This is a genomic window from Streptomyces sp. NPDC005955, from assembly GCF_042871255.1.
Taxonomy (GTDB): domain Bacteria; phylum Actinomycetota; class Actinomycetes; order Streptomycetales; family Streptomycetaceae; genus Streptomyces.
Genome location: NZ_JBIAIF010000002.1, coordinates 55,056 through 70,107 on the forward strand (window position 1 = coordinate 55,056; position 15,052 = coordinate 70,107).

Consider the following 15,052-nt stretch of genomic DNA (forward strand, 5'->3'; position numbering starts at 1 on the left):
CATGTCCGAGCGCCCGTCCCCCTCCCGGTCGGCCACCGTGCCGCGGGCGACCCGCCCCGCGGCGCCGTCCGCGGACCGGTCCGGCGCGCTGCACCCGGGTGCCTGGTGGGTGTGGGCCCTGGGCCTCGGGGTCGCGGCGTCCCGCACCACCAACCCCCTGCTGCTGGGGCTGCTCGTCGCGGTCGCCGGATACGTCGTGGCGGCCCGCCGCACCGAAGCGCCGTGGGCGCGGTCGTACGGCGCGTTCGTGAAGATCGCGCTCGCGGTCCTCGGCGTCCGGCTGGTGTTCGCCGTGCTGCTCGGCTCGCCGATCCCCGGGACGCACGTCCTGGTCACCCTGCCGGAACTGCCGCTGCCCGCGTGGGCCGAGGGCGTACGGATCGGCGGGCGGGTCACCCTCGAAGGACTGGTCTTCGCCCTCTACGACGGGCTGAAGCTCGCCGCCCTCCTCATCTGCGTGGGCGCCGCGAACGCCCTGGCCAACCCGTCCCGGCTGCTGAAGTCGCTGCCGGGCGCACTGTACGAGGCCGGCGTCGCCGTCGTCGTCGCGATGACCTTCGCCCCGAACCTGATCGCCGACGTACGGAGGCTGCGGGCCGCCCGGCGACTGCGGGGCCGCCCGGACCGCGGCCCGCGCGGGCTGCTCCAGGTCGCACTGCCGGTCCTGGAGGGCGCGTTGGAACGGTCCGTCGCCCTCGCCGCCGCGATGGACGCGCGCGGCTACGGGCGCACCGCCTCCGTCCCGGCCCCGGTGCGCCGCTTGACCGCCGCGCTCACCCTGGGCGGGCTGCTCGGGGTGTGCGCCGGAACGTACGGACTGCTCGGCGCGGACGGCGCCGGGTACGCGCTGCCGCTGCTGCTCCTCGGGCTGTGCGCCGCGCTCGGCGGACTGTGGCTCGGCGGCCGTCGTTCGGTGCGCACCCGCTACCGCCCGGACGGGTGGGGCCCGCGGGCCTGGCTGGTCGCCGGGTCGGGGGTGGCCGCGGCCGCGGTGCTGATCGGCTGGGGGACGTTCGGCGGGGCCGCCGCCGAGGTGCTGCGGCCCGGGGTGGTGCCGCTGACGGCTCCCGAACTGCCGCTGTGGCCGGCCGCGGCGATCCTGCTCGGGCTGCTGCCCGCCTTCGTCGCACCGGCGCCGCCGCGGCGCACGCAACGCCCACGCCCCACGGGGTCGCCGGGGGCACAGGAGGAGGCGAAGGGTTCGTGATCCGTTTCGAGAACGTGTCCGTGCGGTACGACGGGGCCGGGCGGGACGCGCTCGCGGGCGCCGACTTCGCGGTGCCGGAAGGCGAACTCGTCCTGCTCGTCGGACCGTCCGGGGCGGGCAAGTCCACCCTGCTCGGCGCCGTCAGCGGACTCGTGCCGCACTTCACGGGCGGCACCCTGCGCGGCCGGGTCACCGTGGCGGGCCGCGACACCCGCACCCACAAGCCGCGCGAACTCGCCGACGTCGTCGGCACCGTCGGTCAGGACCCGCTCGCGCACTTCGTGACCGACACCGTCGAGGACGAACTCGCCTACGGCATGGAGTCCTTGGGCATCGCCCCGGACGTGATGCGCCGCCGGGTCGAGGAGACCCTCGACCTGCTGGGCCTCGCCGAGCTGCGGGACCGGCCGATCGCCACCCTGTCCGGCGGCCAGCGCCAGCGGGTGGCCATCGGCTCGGTCCTCACCCCGCACCCCCGGGTCCTGGTCCTCGACGAGCCGACCTCGGCGCTCGACCCGGCCGCCGCCGAGGAGGTGCTCGCCGTCCTCCAGCGGCTGGTGCACGACCTCGGGACCACCGTCCTGATGGCCGAGCACCGACTCGAACGCGTGGTGCAGTACGCGGACCAGGTGCTGTTGCTGCCCGGCCCCGGCTCCGCCCCCGACGCCCGCCCGGTGCTGGGCCCGCCGGCCGAGGTCATGGCCCACTCACCCGTCCACCCGCCGGTCGTCGCCCTCGGGCGGCTCGCCGGCTGGTCACCGCTGCCGCTGAGCGTCCGGGACGCACGGCGCCGGGCGGCGCCGCTGCGGGACCGGCTCGCCGACGCGCCCCCGCCCGCACCGCCCGCGGCTCCGGTGGCCGCCGCGCCCGTCGCCGAGGTCGTGGGACTCCGCGTGCGACGGGGCCCGGTCGAGGCGCTGCGCGGGGTCCACCTCACCCTCGGGGCGGGGGAGACCGTCGCCCTGATGGGCCGCAACGGCGCCGGGAAGTCCACCCTGCTGTCGGCGCTCGTCGGCATGGTGGAGCCCACCCGGGGCACCGTCCGGGTCGGGGGCGCCGCACCGCACCGCACCCGACCGCGCGACCTGGTCCGCCGGGTGGGACTCGTTCCCCAGGAACCCCGTGACCTGCTGTACGCCGACACGGTGGCCGCGGAGTGCGCCGCCGCCGACGGGGACGCCCAGGCCCCGCCCGGCACCTGTCGGGCGCTGGTGTCCGAGCTGCTGCCCTCGATCACCGACGACACCCATCCGCGCGACCTCTCCGAAGGACAGCGGCTCGCCCTCGCGCTCGCCGTCGTCCTGGCCGCGCGTCCGCCGCTGCTGCTCCTCGACGAACCCACCCGGGGCCTCGACTACGCGGCCAAGGCCCGGCTGGTCGGGGTGTTGCGGGGGCTCGCCGCCGACGGCCACACCATCGTGCTGGCCACCCATGACGTGGAACTGGCCGCGGAACTCGCGCACCGGGTGCTGATCCTCGCGGAGGGCGAGGTCGTCGCGGACGGCCCCGCCGCCGAGGTGGTCCTCGCCTCCCCGTCCTTCGCCCCGCAGGTCGCCAAGGTCCTGGGGAGCGGGCCGTGGCTGACCGTGGCCCAGGTGCGGGAGGCCCTGCGGTGAACCGTCCGGACGGTACGACCAGGGCGGTGCGGTTGGGGCCCCGGTCCGCCGCGGCGCTGCTGCTGGTCGGCGCGGTCGGGGTGGCCGGCTTCGGCTGGCCGTTCCTGGCGGCTCCCGCCTCCTCGGTGAACGCCCACGCCCAGGACGCGCCCTGGCTCTTCGCCGCGCTGCTGGTGCTGCTGATCGGGGTGGTCGCGGCGACGATCTCCGAGTCCGGGCTGGGCGCGAAGGCGGTGGCGATGCTCGGCGTGCTGGCCGCGACGGGCGCCGCGCTGCGCCCCCTCGGCGCGGGGACCGCAGGGCTGGAGCCCATGTTCTTCCTGATGGTGCTGAGCGGGCGGGTGCTCGGGCCCGGCTTCGGCTTCGTGCTGGGCTCGGTCACGATGTTCGCCTCGGCGCTGCTGACCGGCGGAGTCGGCCCGTGGCTGCCGTTCCAGATGCTGGCCATGGGCTGGTTCACCCTGGGTGCCGGACTGCTGCCCGGGTCCGAGCGGCTGCGCGGTGCGGGGGAGCGGCTGCTGCTGGCCGGGTACGGCTTCCTCGCGGCGTTCGCCTACGGCACGGTGATGAACCTCGCCGGCTGGCCGTTCATGGGAGAGCTGACCTCGTCCGTCGCCTTCCGGCCGGGGGACCCGGTCCCGGAGAACCTCGTCCGGTTCCTCGCCTACTGTCTGGCCACCTCGCTGGGCTGGGACCTCGGACGGGCGGTGCTCACCGCCGTGCTCACGCTGGCGCTGGGCGGCACGGTCCTGAAGGCGCTGCGGCGCGCGACCCGGCGGGCGGCCTTCGACGCCCGCCCCGCGTTCGACGCCCGCCCCGCGTCCACGGACGGGTCCGCGTCCACCGAAGGGCCCGCGTCCACGGACGGGCCCGCGGTCGCCGGAGGGCCCGCGCGCGACCCGGTTCCTGCGACGCCGGTCACATCCACCGGCCCCACCGCGTGCGGCCCCGACCGCGGTCCGTGAGCGGAACGGGGGGCGACCGGTGAGGCGTGCCACAGGGCTTCGGCCCTCCACTAGGCGGGGTCGTAGCCGGATCGCCTTGACGTGTTCGCGTCGTCAGGGGGTCTGACCTGCGGTTTGAGAGCCACGTCACAACAGGGGTCGGTCCGGCACATGCGACTCCCACTAGTAAAAGGGGTGATTGCGGGACGTTCCCGAACCTGTTTCTCTGGACCGAGTCGCAAGGCGCCACGAGCCCACCCGGGCCGCGGCGCCCTCGCATTCCTCACCCCGGCACAGCCGTGGGGACGGAACGCGGGTGACCGTCCTCGTCCCCGGCCGAAAGGTCCACTGTGTCTGTCTCGTTCGCCTCCTCCGCTTCCCTGCTCCGCCGTGTCGCGTCCCCGAAGAAGGCCCTGACCGGTGTCGCCGTCGCCGCCGCCACGACCGGAATGCTGCTCGCCGCGGCCCCGGCCCAGGCCGCCACCGCGCCGCAGGCGGCCCCGGTGACCGCCAAGGCGGCCCAGGCGACGTCGGCCAAGGCGATCGCGAAGAAGCTGATCGCGGACGACACGCAGTACGCCGCCTTCGAGAAGATCGTCACCCGTGAGTCCAACTGGGACGTCACGGCGCAGAACTCCTCCTCCGGCGCCTACGGCCTGGTCCAGGCGCTGCCCGGCTCCAAGATGTCGACCCACGGCTCGGACTGGCGCACCAACGCCGAGACCCAGATCAAGTGGGGCATCGACTACATGGAGGACCGCTACGGCAGCCCCGTCGGCGCCTGGAACTTCTGGAAGGCCAACGCCTGGTACTGAGCGGCCCCCGCTCGACCTCCGCACGACCCCCCACCGGGGCAACAGAACGGCGACACCCGACCGGGTGCCGCCGTTCCGTCGTTCCCGCTGCCGTTCCTGCTGCGCCCCCGGGTCAGCGACCCCGGTACGCGTCGTGGACGGTCACCGTCGAGACGTTGCCGTCCCGGTCGACGAGCCGGGCCCGCAGCGAGACGTCCCGGCCCGCCGCCGGGTTCCGCACGCTCACCTTCCCGTCCCGTACCTCCTGCTCGTCCCAGCTGGCGCCCCCGTCGTACGAGGCGTGCACGGTGAGGGAGCGCACCGCGGTGCCCGCGGCCGTGCCCTCCACCCGGACCGGGAACACCTGGACGCGGCCCGCGGGGACCGTCCCGTCGGGTGCCACCCGGGGGTCGAACCACGCCACCGACGCGGGCAGCCGCGTCTCGCCGGCCGGCCCGGCGGCCGAACGGAAGGTCCAGCTCGCCTCCACCCGGGACGCGTTCGTGGCGACCGTCGCGGCCCGGGTCACCGAGGTGCTCAGCCGGTACTCGGCCTCGTCCGCGGGCACCCGGAACGACTTCCAGCCGAACAGGGCGTCGTCGTTCTCCCCGACGAGCACGTCCCCCCGGTGCAGGGTCGTCCGCACCGAGGTGAGGTCGGACGAGCCCAGGTTCCGTCGGGCGTCCGAGAACAGCGGCACCGCACCGTAGATCTCGTTCCCCGCGCGGTACAGCCCGAAGCCGTCGCCCAGCCGGGGGCCGAGCACCCCGGTGTTGAACGCCTTGCGGTAGGTGCGCCCGGGGCGGTAGGTCTCCGGCGCGGGCAGGCTCTGCCAGACCTCGGAGACCGGCCCCCACTCGCCCACGGCGCCGCTGTACTGCATGTACTCCATGTCCCAGGCGACACCGGGCAGTGCGGAGACGTGCACCTCGCGTCCGCCCGGCACCCGCTGGGGGACGCGGGCGGTGGGAGCCTTGGTGCCCCCTTCCACCAGGGGCCACATGAACAGCGCGCCCTCCTTGCCGGGGACCGAGGAGCCGATCCTGGCCCGCACCGTCGCCAGCTCGGAGTGCCGGTACCGCTTCGCGTAGCCGGTGGTGAAGGCGTTCGGCCGGATGAGGTGCACGGTGTTGTACTCCTCACCGCGCCCGTTCACCCACTGCCCGCCCCACTGCTGGGTGAGCCATCCGTCGGGCACCCGCTCGCCCAGGTGCGCGGTGCGCAGGGCGGTGTAGGAAGGCAGTGCCCACACGAAGTTCCGGGTGTGCTCCCCGGAGCTCACCTTGAAGGTGGGACTCGCGCTCACCGGTGCGGCCCCGGCGTCGGGAACGGTGATGTCGACCGGGCGGGCGGTACGCGCGTCCACCGTGACCCGGGTGTCCTTGGCGAGCCGCAGTCGGGGCTGTACGAGGAGGTCCGCCCCCTTCGAGGCGTCGTTCAGATCGACGTACACCGGATTGACGAGGGCGTAGTCACCGGCCGGGACCCGGAGCCGGACGGTTCCCGAGGGGTCGTGCGGCTGCTCGTACAGCCCCTTGGCGAGCCCGGTGAGCCCGTTCAGGGAGGTGGCGTGCTCCGCGGTCGGCAGGCCGTCGCGCCCGAGGGTCTCGATCGTCAGGTCGTACGACTCGACCTCGCGGTGCACCGTGGCGACGCTCCGCACGGTCTGCCCGCCCCCGGTGGCGACGACCTCGGCGGTGTACTGCCCGTCGACGTCGCCGCCGAGCCGGGTGTCCGCGGTCAGCCCGACCGAGGCGCTACCGCCCGCCGGCACCGTGACGCGGGGCGACCCGAGCGCGAAGAAGCCCTGCGGAGCGGGCCGCCCCTGCTGGTCCTCGCCCGTCACGCTCAGGTCCAGGACGACGTCCCGGGACCCGGTGTTGCGATAGGTGACCTCCTTGGTGCGCGGAACGTCGTCGTGGTGCGGCCACTGGGCCGTCCCGAGGCCCAGGGAGACCGGGTCGGTGAAGACGGTCTGCGCCAGTGCCCGGTCGACCTGGAGCCGACCCGTGCCCTGGACGAGGGTCGGATCGCCGGTGTCCTTCGCGGAGGCGATCAGGGCGCCCTTCAATTCCCGCTGGGTCCAGTTCCGGTGACGCTGCTTCAGTAGGGCCGCCGCGCCCGCGACGTGCGGCGCCGCCATGGACGTGCCGCTCATGGCGGTGTACCCGCTCGGGTCCGCCCCGCCGTCCGTCAGGGAACTGGCCGCGGCCTTGATGTCGACGCCCGGCGCGGTGAGTTCCGGCTTGACGAGGTCGGTGCCGACGCCGGGGCCACTGCCGGAGAAGTCCGCGACCTTGTCGGCGGCGTCGACCGCACCCACCGCCAGTGCCTCCTCGGCGGTGGCCGGCGAACCCAGCCAACCGCGGCCCGCGTTCCCGGCCGCGACGGCGAACAGCACGCCCTTGGTCCGCGCCAGTGTGTTGACCTGGACTTCCATCACGTCCAGTTCGGGGGTGTCGTCGGCGCTCAGGCTCAGGTTCACGATGTCCGCGCCCTGCGCCGCGGCCCAGTCCGCGCCGGCGGCGACCCAGGACAGCAGGCCGCTCCCGCCGTCGTTCAGCACCTTGCCGTTGAGCACCGAAGCACCGGGCGCCACCCCCTTGTGGGTGCCGCCGGACCGGGCTCCGCTGCCCGCCGCCGTCGACGCCACATGGGTGCCGTGGCCGTGGTGGTCCTTGGCGTCGGCCGCGTCCGTGAGGTTCTGCTCGGCGACCACCCGCCCCGCGAGGTCAGGATGGGTGGCGTCCACTCCGGTGTCCAGCACGGCGATCTTCACCCCGGTGCCGTCGTACCCGGACTGCCAGGCGGCGGGCGCCCCGACCCGGGGGACGCTCTTGTCCAGGCTCGCCTTGGTGACCGTGTCCAGCCAGACCCGGTCGACGCCCGGCGCGGCGGCCCGGCCACCGGAACCCCGGGGGTCGGTGAGGGCGTTCCACAGCTCCGCCGCGCCGTCCCGGGAGACGGTCAGGGCGTCGGCCCCCAGGGTGGCCAGGCTCCGGGCGAGCCGGCTGCCGTCGGCGCCCCGCACCTGCGAGCGGGCGGCGTCCCGGGAGCGGGCCCCGTCCCCGTAGCGGACGATCACCTTGAGCCCGCTGCCGTGCAGGGTGCGGTAGGCCGCCTTCGCGCGTTCGGTGACGTCGAACAGTCGCCGGTCGAGCCTGCCGCTGTCGATCAGCCGACGCGCATCGGCTGGGATGACGTACGTGTGGCCGTCCCGTTCGTGGCTCTCGAAGGCGATGCGCTCACGGCCCTCGCCCCGCTCCACCGAGACGAGCGCGCCCTTCTCGTCCACCACGGCCCGGTCACCGGTGAGCAGCGGGACGGTCCGCAGCGGCCCGGTGCCCGGCTTCTTCGTTCCGGTCGTCGAGCGGTCCGGCGGTTCGGCGCCGGGCAGCGCCGACACCGGGGCGGTCAGCCCCGCCGTCAGACCCGCGACGGTCGCCAGCGCGGCCACGAGGGTTCGCGCTCTGGTGCGCTGAATCTGCATGTCTCCCCCCAGAGGGACAGAGTCGGAGAGGCAGATTCGACCAGCCGTCCGCCCGCTCCGGCCGCGCCTTCGACGCACCCGGCGCGATCGCGCCAGCCGAGCGGCGGGTTCCCCCCGAGGAGCAGGGAGGTGACTCCCGTCACCTTGCGGAGTCAGGGGCCGTCACCCCTGGTGGACCCTGCGGCCGGCCACCGCCCGGAGCGGGGCGGGCCGCCCGCCGCCCGCCCCGCTCCGGACGGGTCGCCAAGTCAGTCGTGCGGACGCCCCGTCCGTCGAGGGGCGGGCGCACGGCAGCCGTGGGTCCGCTGGATGCCGCGCCCCGGACCGCGCCCCGGACCGGGCCCCGTCGGCGGGCCGGAATCCAGGGGCAGTGAACGTTTCCCCGGCGCGGCGCGTCTAGGCTGACGTACTCGTCTGTCCGCCGCCCTCCGGGCCCAGCAGAAACGGTCATCGTGGTTCCCGAGCCGCCAGCCCTCACTACGCCCCGTACGGACTCGGCGCCGGAGCTCCCGTCACAGCAGGCGCGTGCCGGAGCCCTCCGGTCACGGACGCTGGCACCTCCCGGAGTCCCCGCGGCCCGCCCGGTCCCGGGGGAGGAGGGCACCGGACCCGGAGCCGCGGGCGGCGCACCGCACCGCCTGGTGGCCTTCGCCTGCCGCTACCGGGTACCGCTGCTCGTCACGGTCCCCACGCTGCCGCTGTACGCGCTGTGGTGGGCGTTCCTCGCGACCGGCGCCGGTGACCTCGCCGCGCAGGTGGCGTGGACGCGGTTCGCCACCGAGAACCCGGGCTCGCCGTACAACCTCTTCTGGTACGGCGGCATGCACGTGCCGAACTACAGCCTGCTGTCCCCGTACCTCATGGCGGCCGTCGGCGTGCCGGCGGTGACCGTCGCCTCCGGCATCGTCTCCACCTGGTTCGCGGCCCTGCTCGTCGAGCGCACCGGAGTCCGTCGCCCCCTGGCTCCCGCGGCCCTCCTGTCGATCGCCCTGTGGTGCGACGTCGCCTCCGGCCGCACCACCTTCGCGCTCGGCCTCGCCTTCGGGTTCGCCGCCCTGGTCGTCCTGACCGGCCCCCGCCCCGCACTGGTCCGGGCCGCGGTGCTGGCGCTGCTGTCCACCATGGCCAGCCCGGTGTCCGGGCTGTTCCTCGTCGTCGCCGGCGGTGCGTGGTTCCTGGTGCGGCGCTGGGGCCCGGCCCTGGTCCTGCTGCTGCCCCCGGCGGCGGTCGTCGGCCTGACCACCCTGCTCTTCCCGTTCAAGGGCGAACAGCCGATGTCCGCGGGCCGCATCCTGGAGCCCGCCGGGTTCGCGCTGGCAGTGGCCGTCGCCGCGCCGAAGAGCTGGCGCGTCGTCCGGCTGGGCGCCCTCATCTACGCCGTCGGCGTCGTCCTCAGCCACCTCATCTCCTCGCCGATCGGCACCAACGTGGAGCGCCTGGCCCTGCTGGCGGCGCCCGCGGTGCTGCTCGCCGCGCTGCTGGTGCCCGAGGCGGACCGGCTGCGCAGGGCCGTGCTCGCGGTGGCGCTGGTGCTGTCCTCGGTGTGGCTGACCCACAAGACCGTGGACGACCTGATCGTGTCCACCAAGGTGCCGGCCTGGGCGCAGAACACCGAGGACGTCATCGCCGAGCTGGAACGGCTCGGCGCGGACCGGACGCGGATCGAGGTCGTGCCCGCCCGCAACCACCGCGAGGCCAGCGCCTTCGCCCCGCACATGAACCTCGCCCGGGGCTGGAACCGGCAGCTCGACGTCGAGCGCGGCCGGCTCTTCTACGACGGCTCGTTCTCCGAGACCACGTACCGCGACTGGCTCGACCGGTGGGCCGTCGGGTTCGTGGTGCTGCACGACGGGAAGCCGGACGGTCCCGCGCAGGCCGAGGCCGCACTGGTCCGCTCGGAGCCCGAGTGGCTGGAACCGGTGTGGCGCGACGCGCACTGGCGCGTCTACCGGGTGCGGGACGCCGTGCCGCTGGCCTCCGCGCCGGGCACCGTCCTGGACTCCAGCAGCACGGACGTCACCGTCCGGATGGGCAGCGCCGGGTCCTCCACGGTGCGGATCGCCCACTCGCCGTGGCTGCGGGTCGACGGCGCCTGTCTGGAGCCGCACGGCGAGTACACCCGCCTCGTCGCCCCCGAGGCCGGCACGTACCGCATCGAGTCGTCCTGGGGGGCCCGCCCGAGCGGCGGGGCCTGCCCCTGACCGTCGGGCGGGGACCCCGGGGGGGGGGGGGGGGGGGCCCCCCCCCCCCCCCCCCCCCCCCCCCCCCCCCCCCCCCCCCCCCCCCCCCCCGCCCCCCCCCCCCCCCCCCCCGGCCCCCCCCCCCCCCCCCCCGGCCCCCCCCCCCCACGGCCGGTGGACGTCCGGCCGTGCGCACGGGCCGTCAGACGCCGTAGGGGGCGGGCCCGCCCGGCTGGGGCGCCGGGGCGTGCTCCTCGGCGGGCCGGGCCCCGGAGGAGTCCTCGCCCATGAGGTCGCGGGCCATCATCGTCGCGCCTGCCACCGCGCCGGGCATGAGGAACACGGCGACGAAGGGCACCAGGAAGGCGAGGGCGAGGGGGGTGCCGAAGCCCCAGACCATCGATCGGCGGGCGCGCAGCAGCCGCAGCCGGGTGCGCACGTCGACGCCGCGGCGCTGGAGGGCGACGGCGGTGAGCTCCTCGGTGAGGAAGAAGCCGGTGACCATGAAGCCGACCGCGGGGACGAGGGTCTGGCCGACGAACGGGATGAAGCCGAGGGCGAAGAGCAGCACGCCCCAGAGGGTGGCGCGGACGACGACGCGCAGGCTGTCCCGCGCGGAGATCCACAGGTCCTTCCAGAGCGGCAGCCCGGACTCGGGGGCGCTGCCGTCGGGCGAGAGGTCGCGGTCGACCCGTTCGGACAGCTCCTCGTAGAAGGGCTGTCCGACGAGCAGGGTCACGGCGGTGAAGGTGACGACGGCGAGCAGCAGCGCCAGGGCGAACAGCAGGACCGTCAGGAAGCCGCGGAACAGGCCGAGCCACGGGGAGGACCAGTCGTCGGCGAACGGGGTGGCCCACCCCACGAAGTCGCTGCCCCACACGGCGAGGCAGATCAGCGCCCCCAGGTAGAGGACGAGGGTGACGAGTCCCGGGACCAGCCCGCGCCCGAACGCCTTGCCGTGGGCAGCGACCCAGCGCTGCCCGTTCATCAGATACTTGAAACCCGCCCCTAGATCACGCATGCCGGAACGATACCCGGGGCACGGCCGACCGCCCCTCCCCGTGACGTGCTGTGACGATCATGTTGATGTGTCACGGACGGAGGGCACGGCCGGCCCGGCGGTCCGCTAGTCGAGGGTGACGATCATCTTGCCGGTGCTGTCGCCGCGCAGCACGCCGAGGAACGCGTCGAAGGCGTGCTCGATGCCCTTGACCACGGTCTCGCGGTAGCGCAGTTCACCGGAGCGCAACCAGCCGCCGACGTCCTGGACGAACTGCGGCTGGAGGTCGTAGTGGTCGCCGACCAGGAAGCCCTGGATGCGACCGCGGGTCTGGATGAGCCGGGGCAGGTTGCGGGGGCCGGGCGGGAGTTCGGTGTCGTTGTAGACCGAGATCATCCCGCAGACGGCGATGCGGCCGTCCCGGTTGAGGCTGCCGATGGCCGCTTCGAGGTGATCGCCGCCGACGTTGTCGAAGTAGACGTCGATGCCGTCGGGCGCCGCGGCCTCCAGGAGTTCGCGGACCGAGCCGCTGCGGTAGTTGAACGCGGCGTCGAAGCCGTACTCCTCGGTGAGGAGGCGGACCTTCTCGTCCGAGCCGGCGGAGCCGATGACCCGGGCGGCGCCCTTGAGCCGGGCGATCTGTCCGGCCTGGGAGCCGACGGCGCCGGCCGCGCCGGAGACGAACACGGTGTCGCCCTCCTTGAGCTCGGCGACCCGCAGCAGCCCGGCGTAGGCGGTGAGGCCGGTCATGCCGAGGACACCGAGGTAGGCGCTGAGCGGTGCGAGGTCCGGGTCGACCTTGACGGCGGCCCGGGCGTTCACCACGGCGTACTCGCGCCAGCCGAGGAAGTGCAGGACGTGGTCCCCGACGGCGACGCCCTCGTCGTTCGAGGCGATGACCTCGCCGACCGCGGCGCCCTCCATCGGACGGTCCAGTTCGAAGGCGTCGATGTACGTCCGTCCGGCGTTCATCCGACCGCGCATGTACGGGTCCACGGAGAGGTGGCGGTTGTGCACCAGCACCTGGCCGGGGCCCGGCTCGGGGGTCGCCTCCTCCCGCAGGGCGACGTCGGTCGGCTGCGGCCAGCCGTGGGGCCTGCGCACCAGGTGCCAGGCGCGGGACGTGGCGGGTACCGGGTGGGGCGCTGCGCCGGAGGTGGGGGACATGGGGTCGACTCTCCTCGCTGGGTGACCGGGCGGGCTGTACGGACCGGTCCGGCACCGACGTCACGCCGAGGCACCGAACCGGCACGTCACACCGTGAAAGATAACCGTTGGGGTGCTGACCGCCCCGGTCCGACGGGCAGGTGGCCCAGAACCGGTCAGGCGAGGGACTCGACCGCGCGGGCGAGGCTCTGGGCACCGTGGCCCTCGGTGACCTGCCGGTCGAAGAGGGGCAGCAGCGGGGCGATCAGATCGGTGGACAGGCCCTGGGCCTCGGTGGCGGCGAGGATGTTGCGCAGGCCCGTGGCGTTCATCTCCAGGCTGGACGTCTGCGTGCCGTACTCGCCCGCGTCGATCTCCTTGGCGAACTGGGGCAGGGCGTCGGCGGCGGCCTTCAACCAGGTCACCAGGTGTTCCGTCAGTGCCGCGGCCGGGATGCCCTCGGAGCGGGTGAGGGCGACGGCCTGGAAGAAGCCGGCGAACATGCCGTACATCCCGCTGAGCAGGGCCACGTCGTGGACGGCTGCGAGCGCCGGGTCCGCGCCGACGTGGGTGCCGGGGCCGAGCAGGTCCAGCGCGGCCCGGTGCGGGCCGTACGCCTCCTCGGGTCCGCTGTAGAGGATGAACGCCTCGTCGGTGCCGATGGTCTGCGGCACCGCGTACACGGCGCCGCTGAGGTAGCGGGCCCCCTGGGCGCCTGCCCAGGCGGCGAGTTCGCGGGCCGGGCCGGGGGTGCTGGTGGTCAGGTTCACCACGGTCCGGTCGGCGAGCTCGGCGGCGGCCGGGGCGAGCAGGTCGCGGGCGGTGTCGTGGTCGAGCACGGTGACGACGACCAGTTCGCTCGCCGCGACGGCCTCGGCGGGGCTCGCCGCGCGGGCCGCGCCCCGGGCCACGAGGGCGTCGGCGCGGGACGGGGTGCGGTTCCAGACGGTGGTGGGGTGGCCCGCGGCGAGGAAGGCTTCGGCGACGGCTCGTCCGAGGTTGCCGAGGCCGAGGACGGTGACGGACTGGCGGGGGGCGGCGGTGGCGGTCATGGGTTCCTCCGTGGTGTGGCGGCGGTGCGGTGTGCTCCGGCTGTGGCACTACCTTCGCCGGGGGCGCTGACGGTTCGCTGCCGGTCCGCTGTCGGTTCCACGTGGGTTCGGGTGCGCTGTCCTGCGCGGGTGCGTGGTGGTTGCTCGCGCAGTTCCCCGCGCCCCTGAGGTGCGCCCACCTCCCGTGCGTCGTCCAGCCTGGGTGCGCGGTGCGACTTGCGCAGTTCCCCGCGCCCCTGACGGGGCCCGATCCCGTGCGGGTGCGCTGGTCCCTGCGGCGGCGTCGGGAGTGCCCGTGACCCCTTCGGTACGTACACCTGGCGGTGCGCGGGCCGGGCCGGGTGCGCGGGGCGTTTCGCGCAGTTCCCCGCGCCCCTATCGGGGCCCGATCCCGTGCGGGTGCGCTGGTCCCTGCGGGTGCTTCGGGGTTGCTCGCGCCGTTCCCCGCGCCCCTGACGGGGCCCGATCCGGGGCGGGGCGTTGGCGGCGGGGAGGAGCCTCCTGCCAGGGGCGCGGGGAACTGCGCGAGGCCTCAGCGCAGCAGAGCCAGATCGGGCCCGTCAGGGGCGCGGGGAACTGCGCGGGTCGCACCGCGTACCCAGGCTGGACGATGTACGGGAGGTGGGCGCACCGGTCGGGGGGTCCTCGGGAGCCGACTGCGCCAAGCGGGCGGCGAGTTCGCGGACGTGGACGACGAGCTCGGGCGGCCCGTGCACGGTGAAGGGCACCCCGAGCAGCCCCACCCACAGGGCGAGTTCATCGAGCGAGTGGGACCCACAGGTGAGCGAACTGGTCCGCGCGTCGAGCGCGTGGACCGCCGCCGTCGTCGCGGGCATCCGCTCGGCGACCTCCTGGGCGGGCGCGTACACGGTGAGGCGGGCCCGGTACCGGTAGGGCGCGCTGGTGACGGCCCGCGAGGTGTACGCGGCGAGGTCGTCGGCGGGCGCCTCCCGCGGGACGAAGCGCGGACCGTGCGGCGGGCGGAGCTCCATCCGGTCGAGCCGGAAGGTGCGCCAGTCGGCGCGTTCGGTGTCGTAGGCGATCAGGTACCAGCGGCGGCCGGTCGACACCAGGCGGTGGGGTTCCACCAGGCGTCTGCTCGCGCTGCCGTCGTGCGCACGGTACGCGAACCGCAGGTGCTCGTGGTCGCGGCAGGCCGCCGCGATCGCGGACAGCGTGTCGGGGTCGACCGCGGGGCCACCGGCCGGCATCGGGACCGTCATGGCGCGCAGCGCGTGGACGCGGTGCCGTAGCCGTGGCGGCAGCACCCGTTCCAGCTTGGTCAGGGCCCGCAGCGCACTCTCCTCGATCCCGGTGACGCTGCTGCCCGCGGCGTTGCCCAGGCCCACCGCGACGGCCACCGCCTCCTCCTCGTCCAGCAGCAGCGGCGGCACGTCCGATCCGGCGCCGAGGCGGTACCCGGCCACCCCGGCGACGGCGTGCACGGTGTAGCCCAGCGCACGGAGCCGGTCGACGTCCCGGCGCACGGTGCGGTCGCTGACGTCCAGCCGTTCGGCCAGTTCGGAGCCTGGCCACGAACGGTGGGTCTGGAGCAGGGACAGCAGTTTCAACAGACGGGCGGAGGTCGGAAGCATGGGGTGATCCTGTCGGACGGCTAGGACC

The 15,052-nt window shown here is 74.9% G+C and carries 10 protein-coding genes; 5 read left to right on the forward strand and 5 right to left on the reverse strand.

Annotation, left to right across the window (positions count from 1 at the left end):
* Position 1 precedes the first annotated feature (1 nt).
* The 4 genes from ACFYOU_RS05645 to ACFYOU_RS05660 all read left to right on the forward strand — a co-directional run bounded on the left by ACFYOU_RS05645 (position 2) and on the right by ACFYOU_RS05660 (position 4,582).
* Entirely contained in the window at positions 2 to 1,207 is a 1,206-nt protein-coding gene (locus ACFYOU_RS05645; RefSeq protein ID WP_391303814.1) for a CbiQ family ECF transporter T component, read from the forward strand.
* A complete protein-coding gene (locus tag ACFYOU_RS05650; protein WP_391303815.1) occupies positions 1,204 to 2,823 on the forward strand; it encodes an ATP-binding cassette domain-containing protein in 1,620 nt (539 codons plus the stop codon). Before ACFYOU_RS05645 ends, ACFYOU_RS05650 begins: the two co-directional genes overlap by 4 nt.
* On the forward strand, positions 2,820 to 3,788 hold the full coding sequence (locus ACFYOU_RS05655; protein WP_391303816.1) for an ECF transporter S component: 969 nt from the start codon (positions 2,820 to 2,822) through the stop codon (positions 3,786 to 3,788). Before ACFYOU_RS05650 ends, ACFYOU_RS05655 begins: the two co-directional genes overlap by 4 nt.
* Before the next feature lie 329 nt (positions 3,789 to 4,117).
* Positions 4,118 to 4,582, forward strand: coding sequence for a transglycosylase SLT domain-containing protein (locus ACFYOU_RS05660; protein WP_389762710.1), 465 nt, complete (start codon positions 4,118 to 4,120; stop codon positions 4,580 to 4,582).
* Between the two features lie 112 nt (positions 4,583 to 4,694).
* Here ACFYOU_RS05660 and ACFYOU_RS05665 read toward each other — a convergent pair whose 3' ends face one another.
* Complete coding sequence (locus ACFYOU_RS05665; protein ID WP_391303817.1) at positions 4,695 to 8,051, reverse strand: S8 family serine peptidase; 3,357 nt, start codon at positions 8,049 to 8,051, stop codon at positions 4,695 to 4,697.
* A gap of 638 nt (positions 8,052 to 8,689) precedes the next feature.
* On the opposite strand from ACFYOU_RS05665, the gene ACFYOU_RS05670 reads away from it, so the two are divergent.
* Positions 8,690 to 10,252 carry a hypothetical protein gene (locus ACFYOU_RS05670; protein ID WP_391304211.1) on the forward strand — a complete coding sequence of 521 codons (1,563 nt, stop codon included), beginning with the start codon at positions 8,690 to 8,692 and terminating at the stop codon, positions 10,250 to 10,252.
* Between the two features lie 181 nt (positions 10,253 to 10,433).
* Here the strand turns inward: ACFYOU_RS05670 and ACFYOU_RS05675 are convergent, their stop codons facing one another.
* The 4 genes from ACFYOU_RS05675 to ACFYOU_RS05690 form a co-directional block, all read right to left on the reverse strand.
* Entirely contained in the window at positions 10,434 to 11,252 is an 819-nt protein-coding gene (locus ACFYOU_RS05675; protein WP_389762780.1) for an EI24 domain-containing protein, read from the reverse strand.
* Between the two features lie 105 nt (positions 11,253 to 11,357).
* The gene (locus ACFYOU_RS05680) at positions 11,358 to 12,398 is read right to left on the reverse strand and encodes an NADP-dependent oxidoreductase (protein ID WP_389762782.1); all 1,041 of its coding nucleotides are present in this window, start codon (positions 12,396 to 12,398) and stop codon (positions 11,358 to 11,360) included.
* Positions 12,399 to 12,553: 155 nt separating this feature from the next.
* Positions 12,554 to 13,429 carry an NAD(P)-binding domain-containing protein gene (locus ACFYOU_RS05685; protein ID WP_391303818.1) on the reverse strand — a complete coding sequence of 292 codons (876 nt, stop codon included), beginning with the start codon at positions 13,427 to 13,429 and terminating at the stop codon, positions 12,554 to 12,556.
* 560 nt (positions 13,430 to 13,989) lie between these two features.
* On the reverse strand, positions 13,990 to 15,024 hold the full coding sequence (locus tag ACFYOU_RS05690; protein WP_391303819.1) for a WYL domain-containing protein: 1,035 nt from the start codon (positions 15,022 to 15,024) through the stop codon (positions 13,990 to 13,992).
* Positions 15,025 to 15,052 lie beyond the last annotated feature (28 nt).

What these genes read in the sequence shown, in the direction of transcription:
- ACFYOU_RS05690 (WP_391303819.1), bottom strand. Translation starts at nt 15,024, where the DNA reads ATGCTTCCGACCTCCGCCCGTCTGTTGAAACTGCTGTCCCTGCTCCAG.
- ACFYOU_RS05665 (WP_391303817.1), bottom strand. Translation starts at nt 8,051, where the DNA reads ATGCAGATTCAGCGCACCAGAGCGCGAACCCTCGTGGCCGCGCTGGCG.
- ACFYOU_RS05680 (WP_389762782.1), bottom strand. Translation starts at nt 12,398, where the DNA reads ATGTCCCCCACCTCCGGCGCAGCGCCCCACCCGGTACCCGCCACGTCC.
- ACFYOU_RS05685 (WP_391303818.1), bottom strand. Translation starts at nt 13,429, where the DNA reads ATGACCGCCACCGCCGCCCCCCGCCAGTCCGTCACCGTCCTCGGCCTC.
- ACFYOU_RS05645 (WP_391303814.1), top strand. Translation starts at nt 2, where the DNA reads ATGTCCGAGCGCCCGTCCCCCTCCCGGTCGGCCACCGTGCCGCGGGCG.
- ACFYOU_RS05675 (WP_389762780.1), bottom strand. Translation starts at nt 11,252, where the DNA reads ATGCGTGATCTAGGGGCGGGTTTCAAGTATCTGATGAACGGGCAGCGC.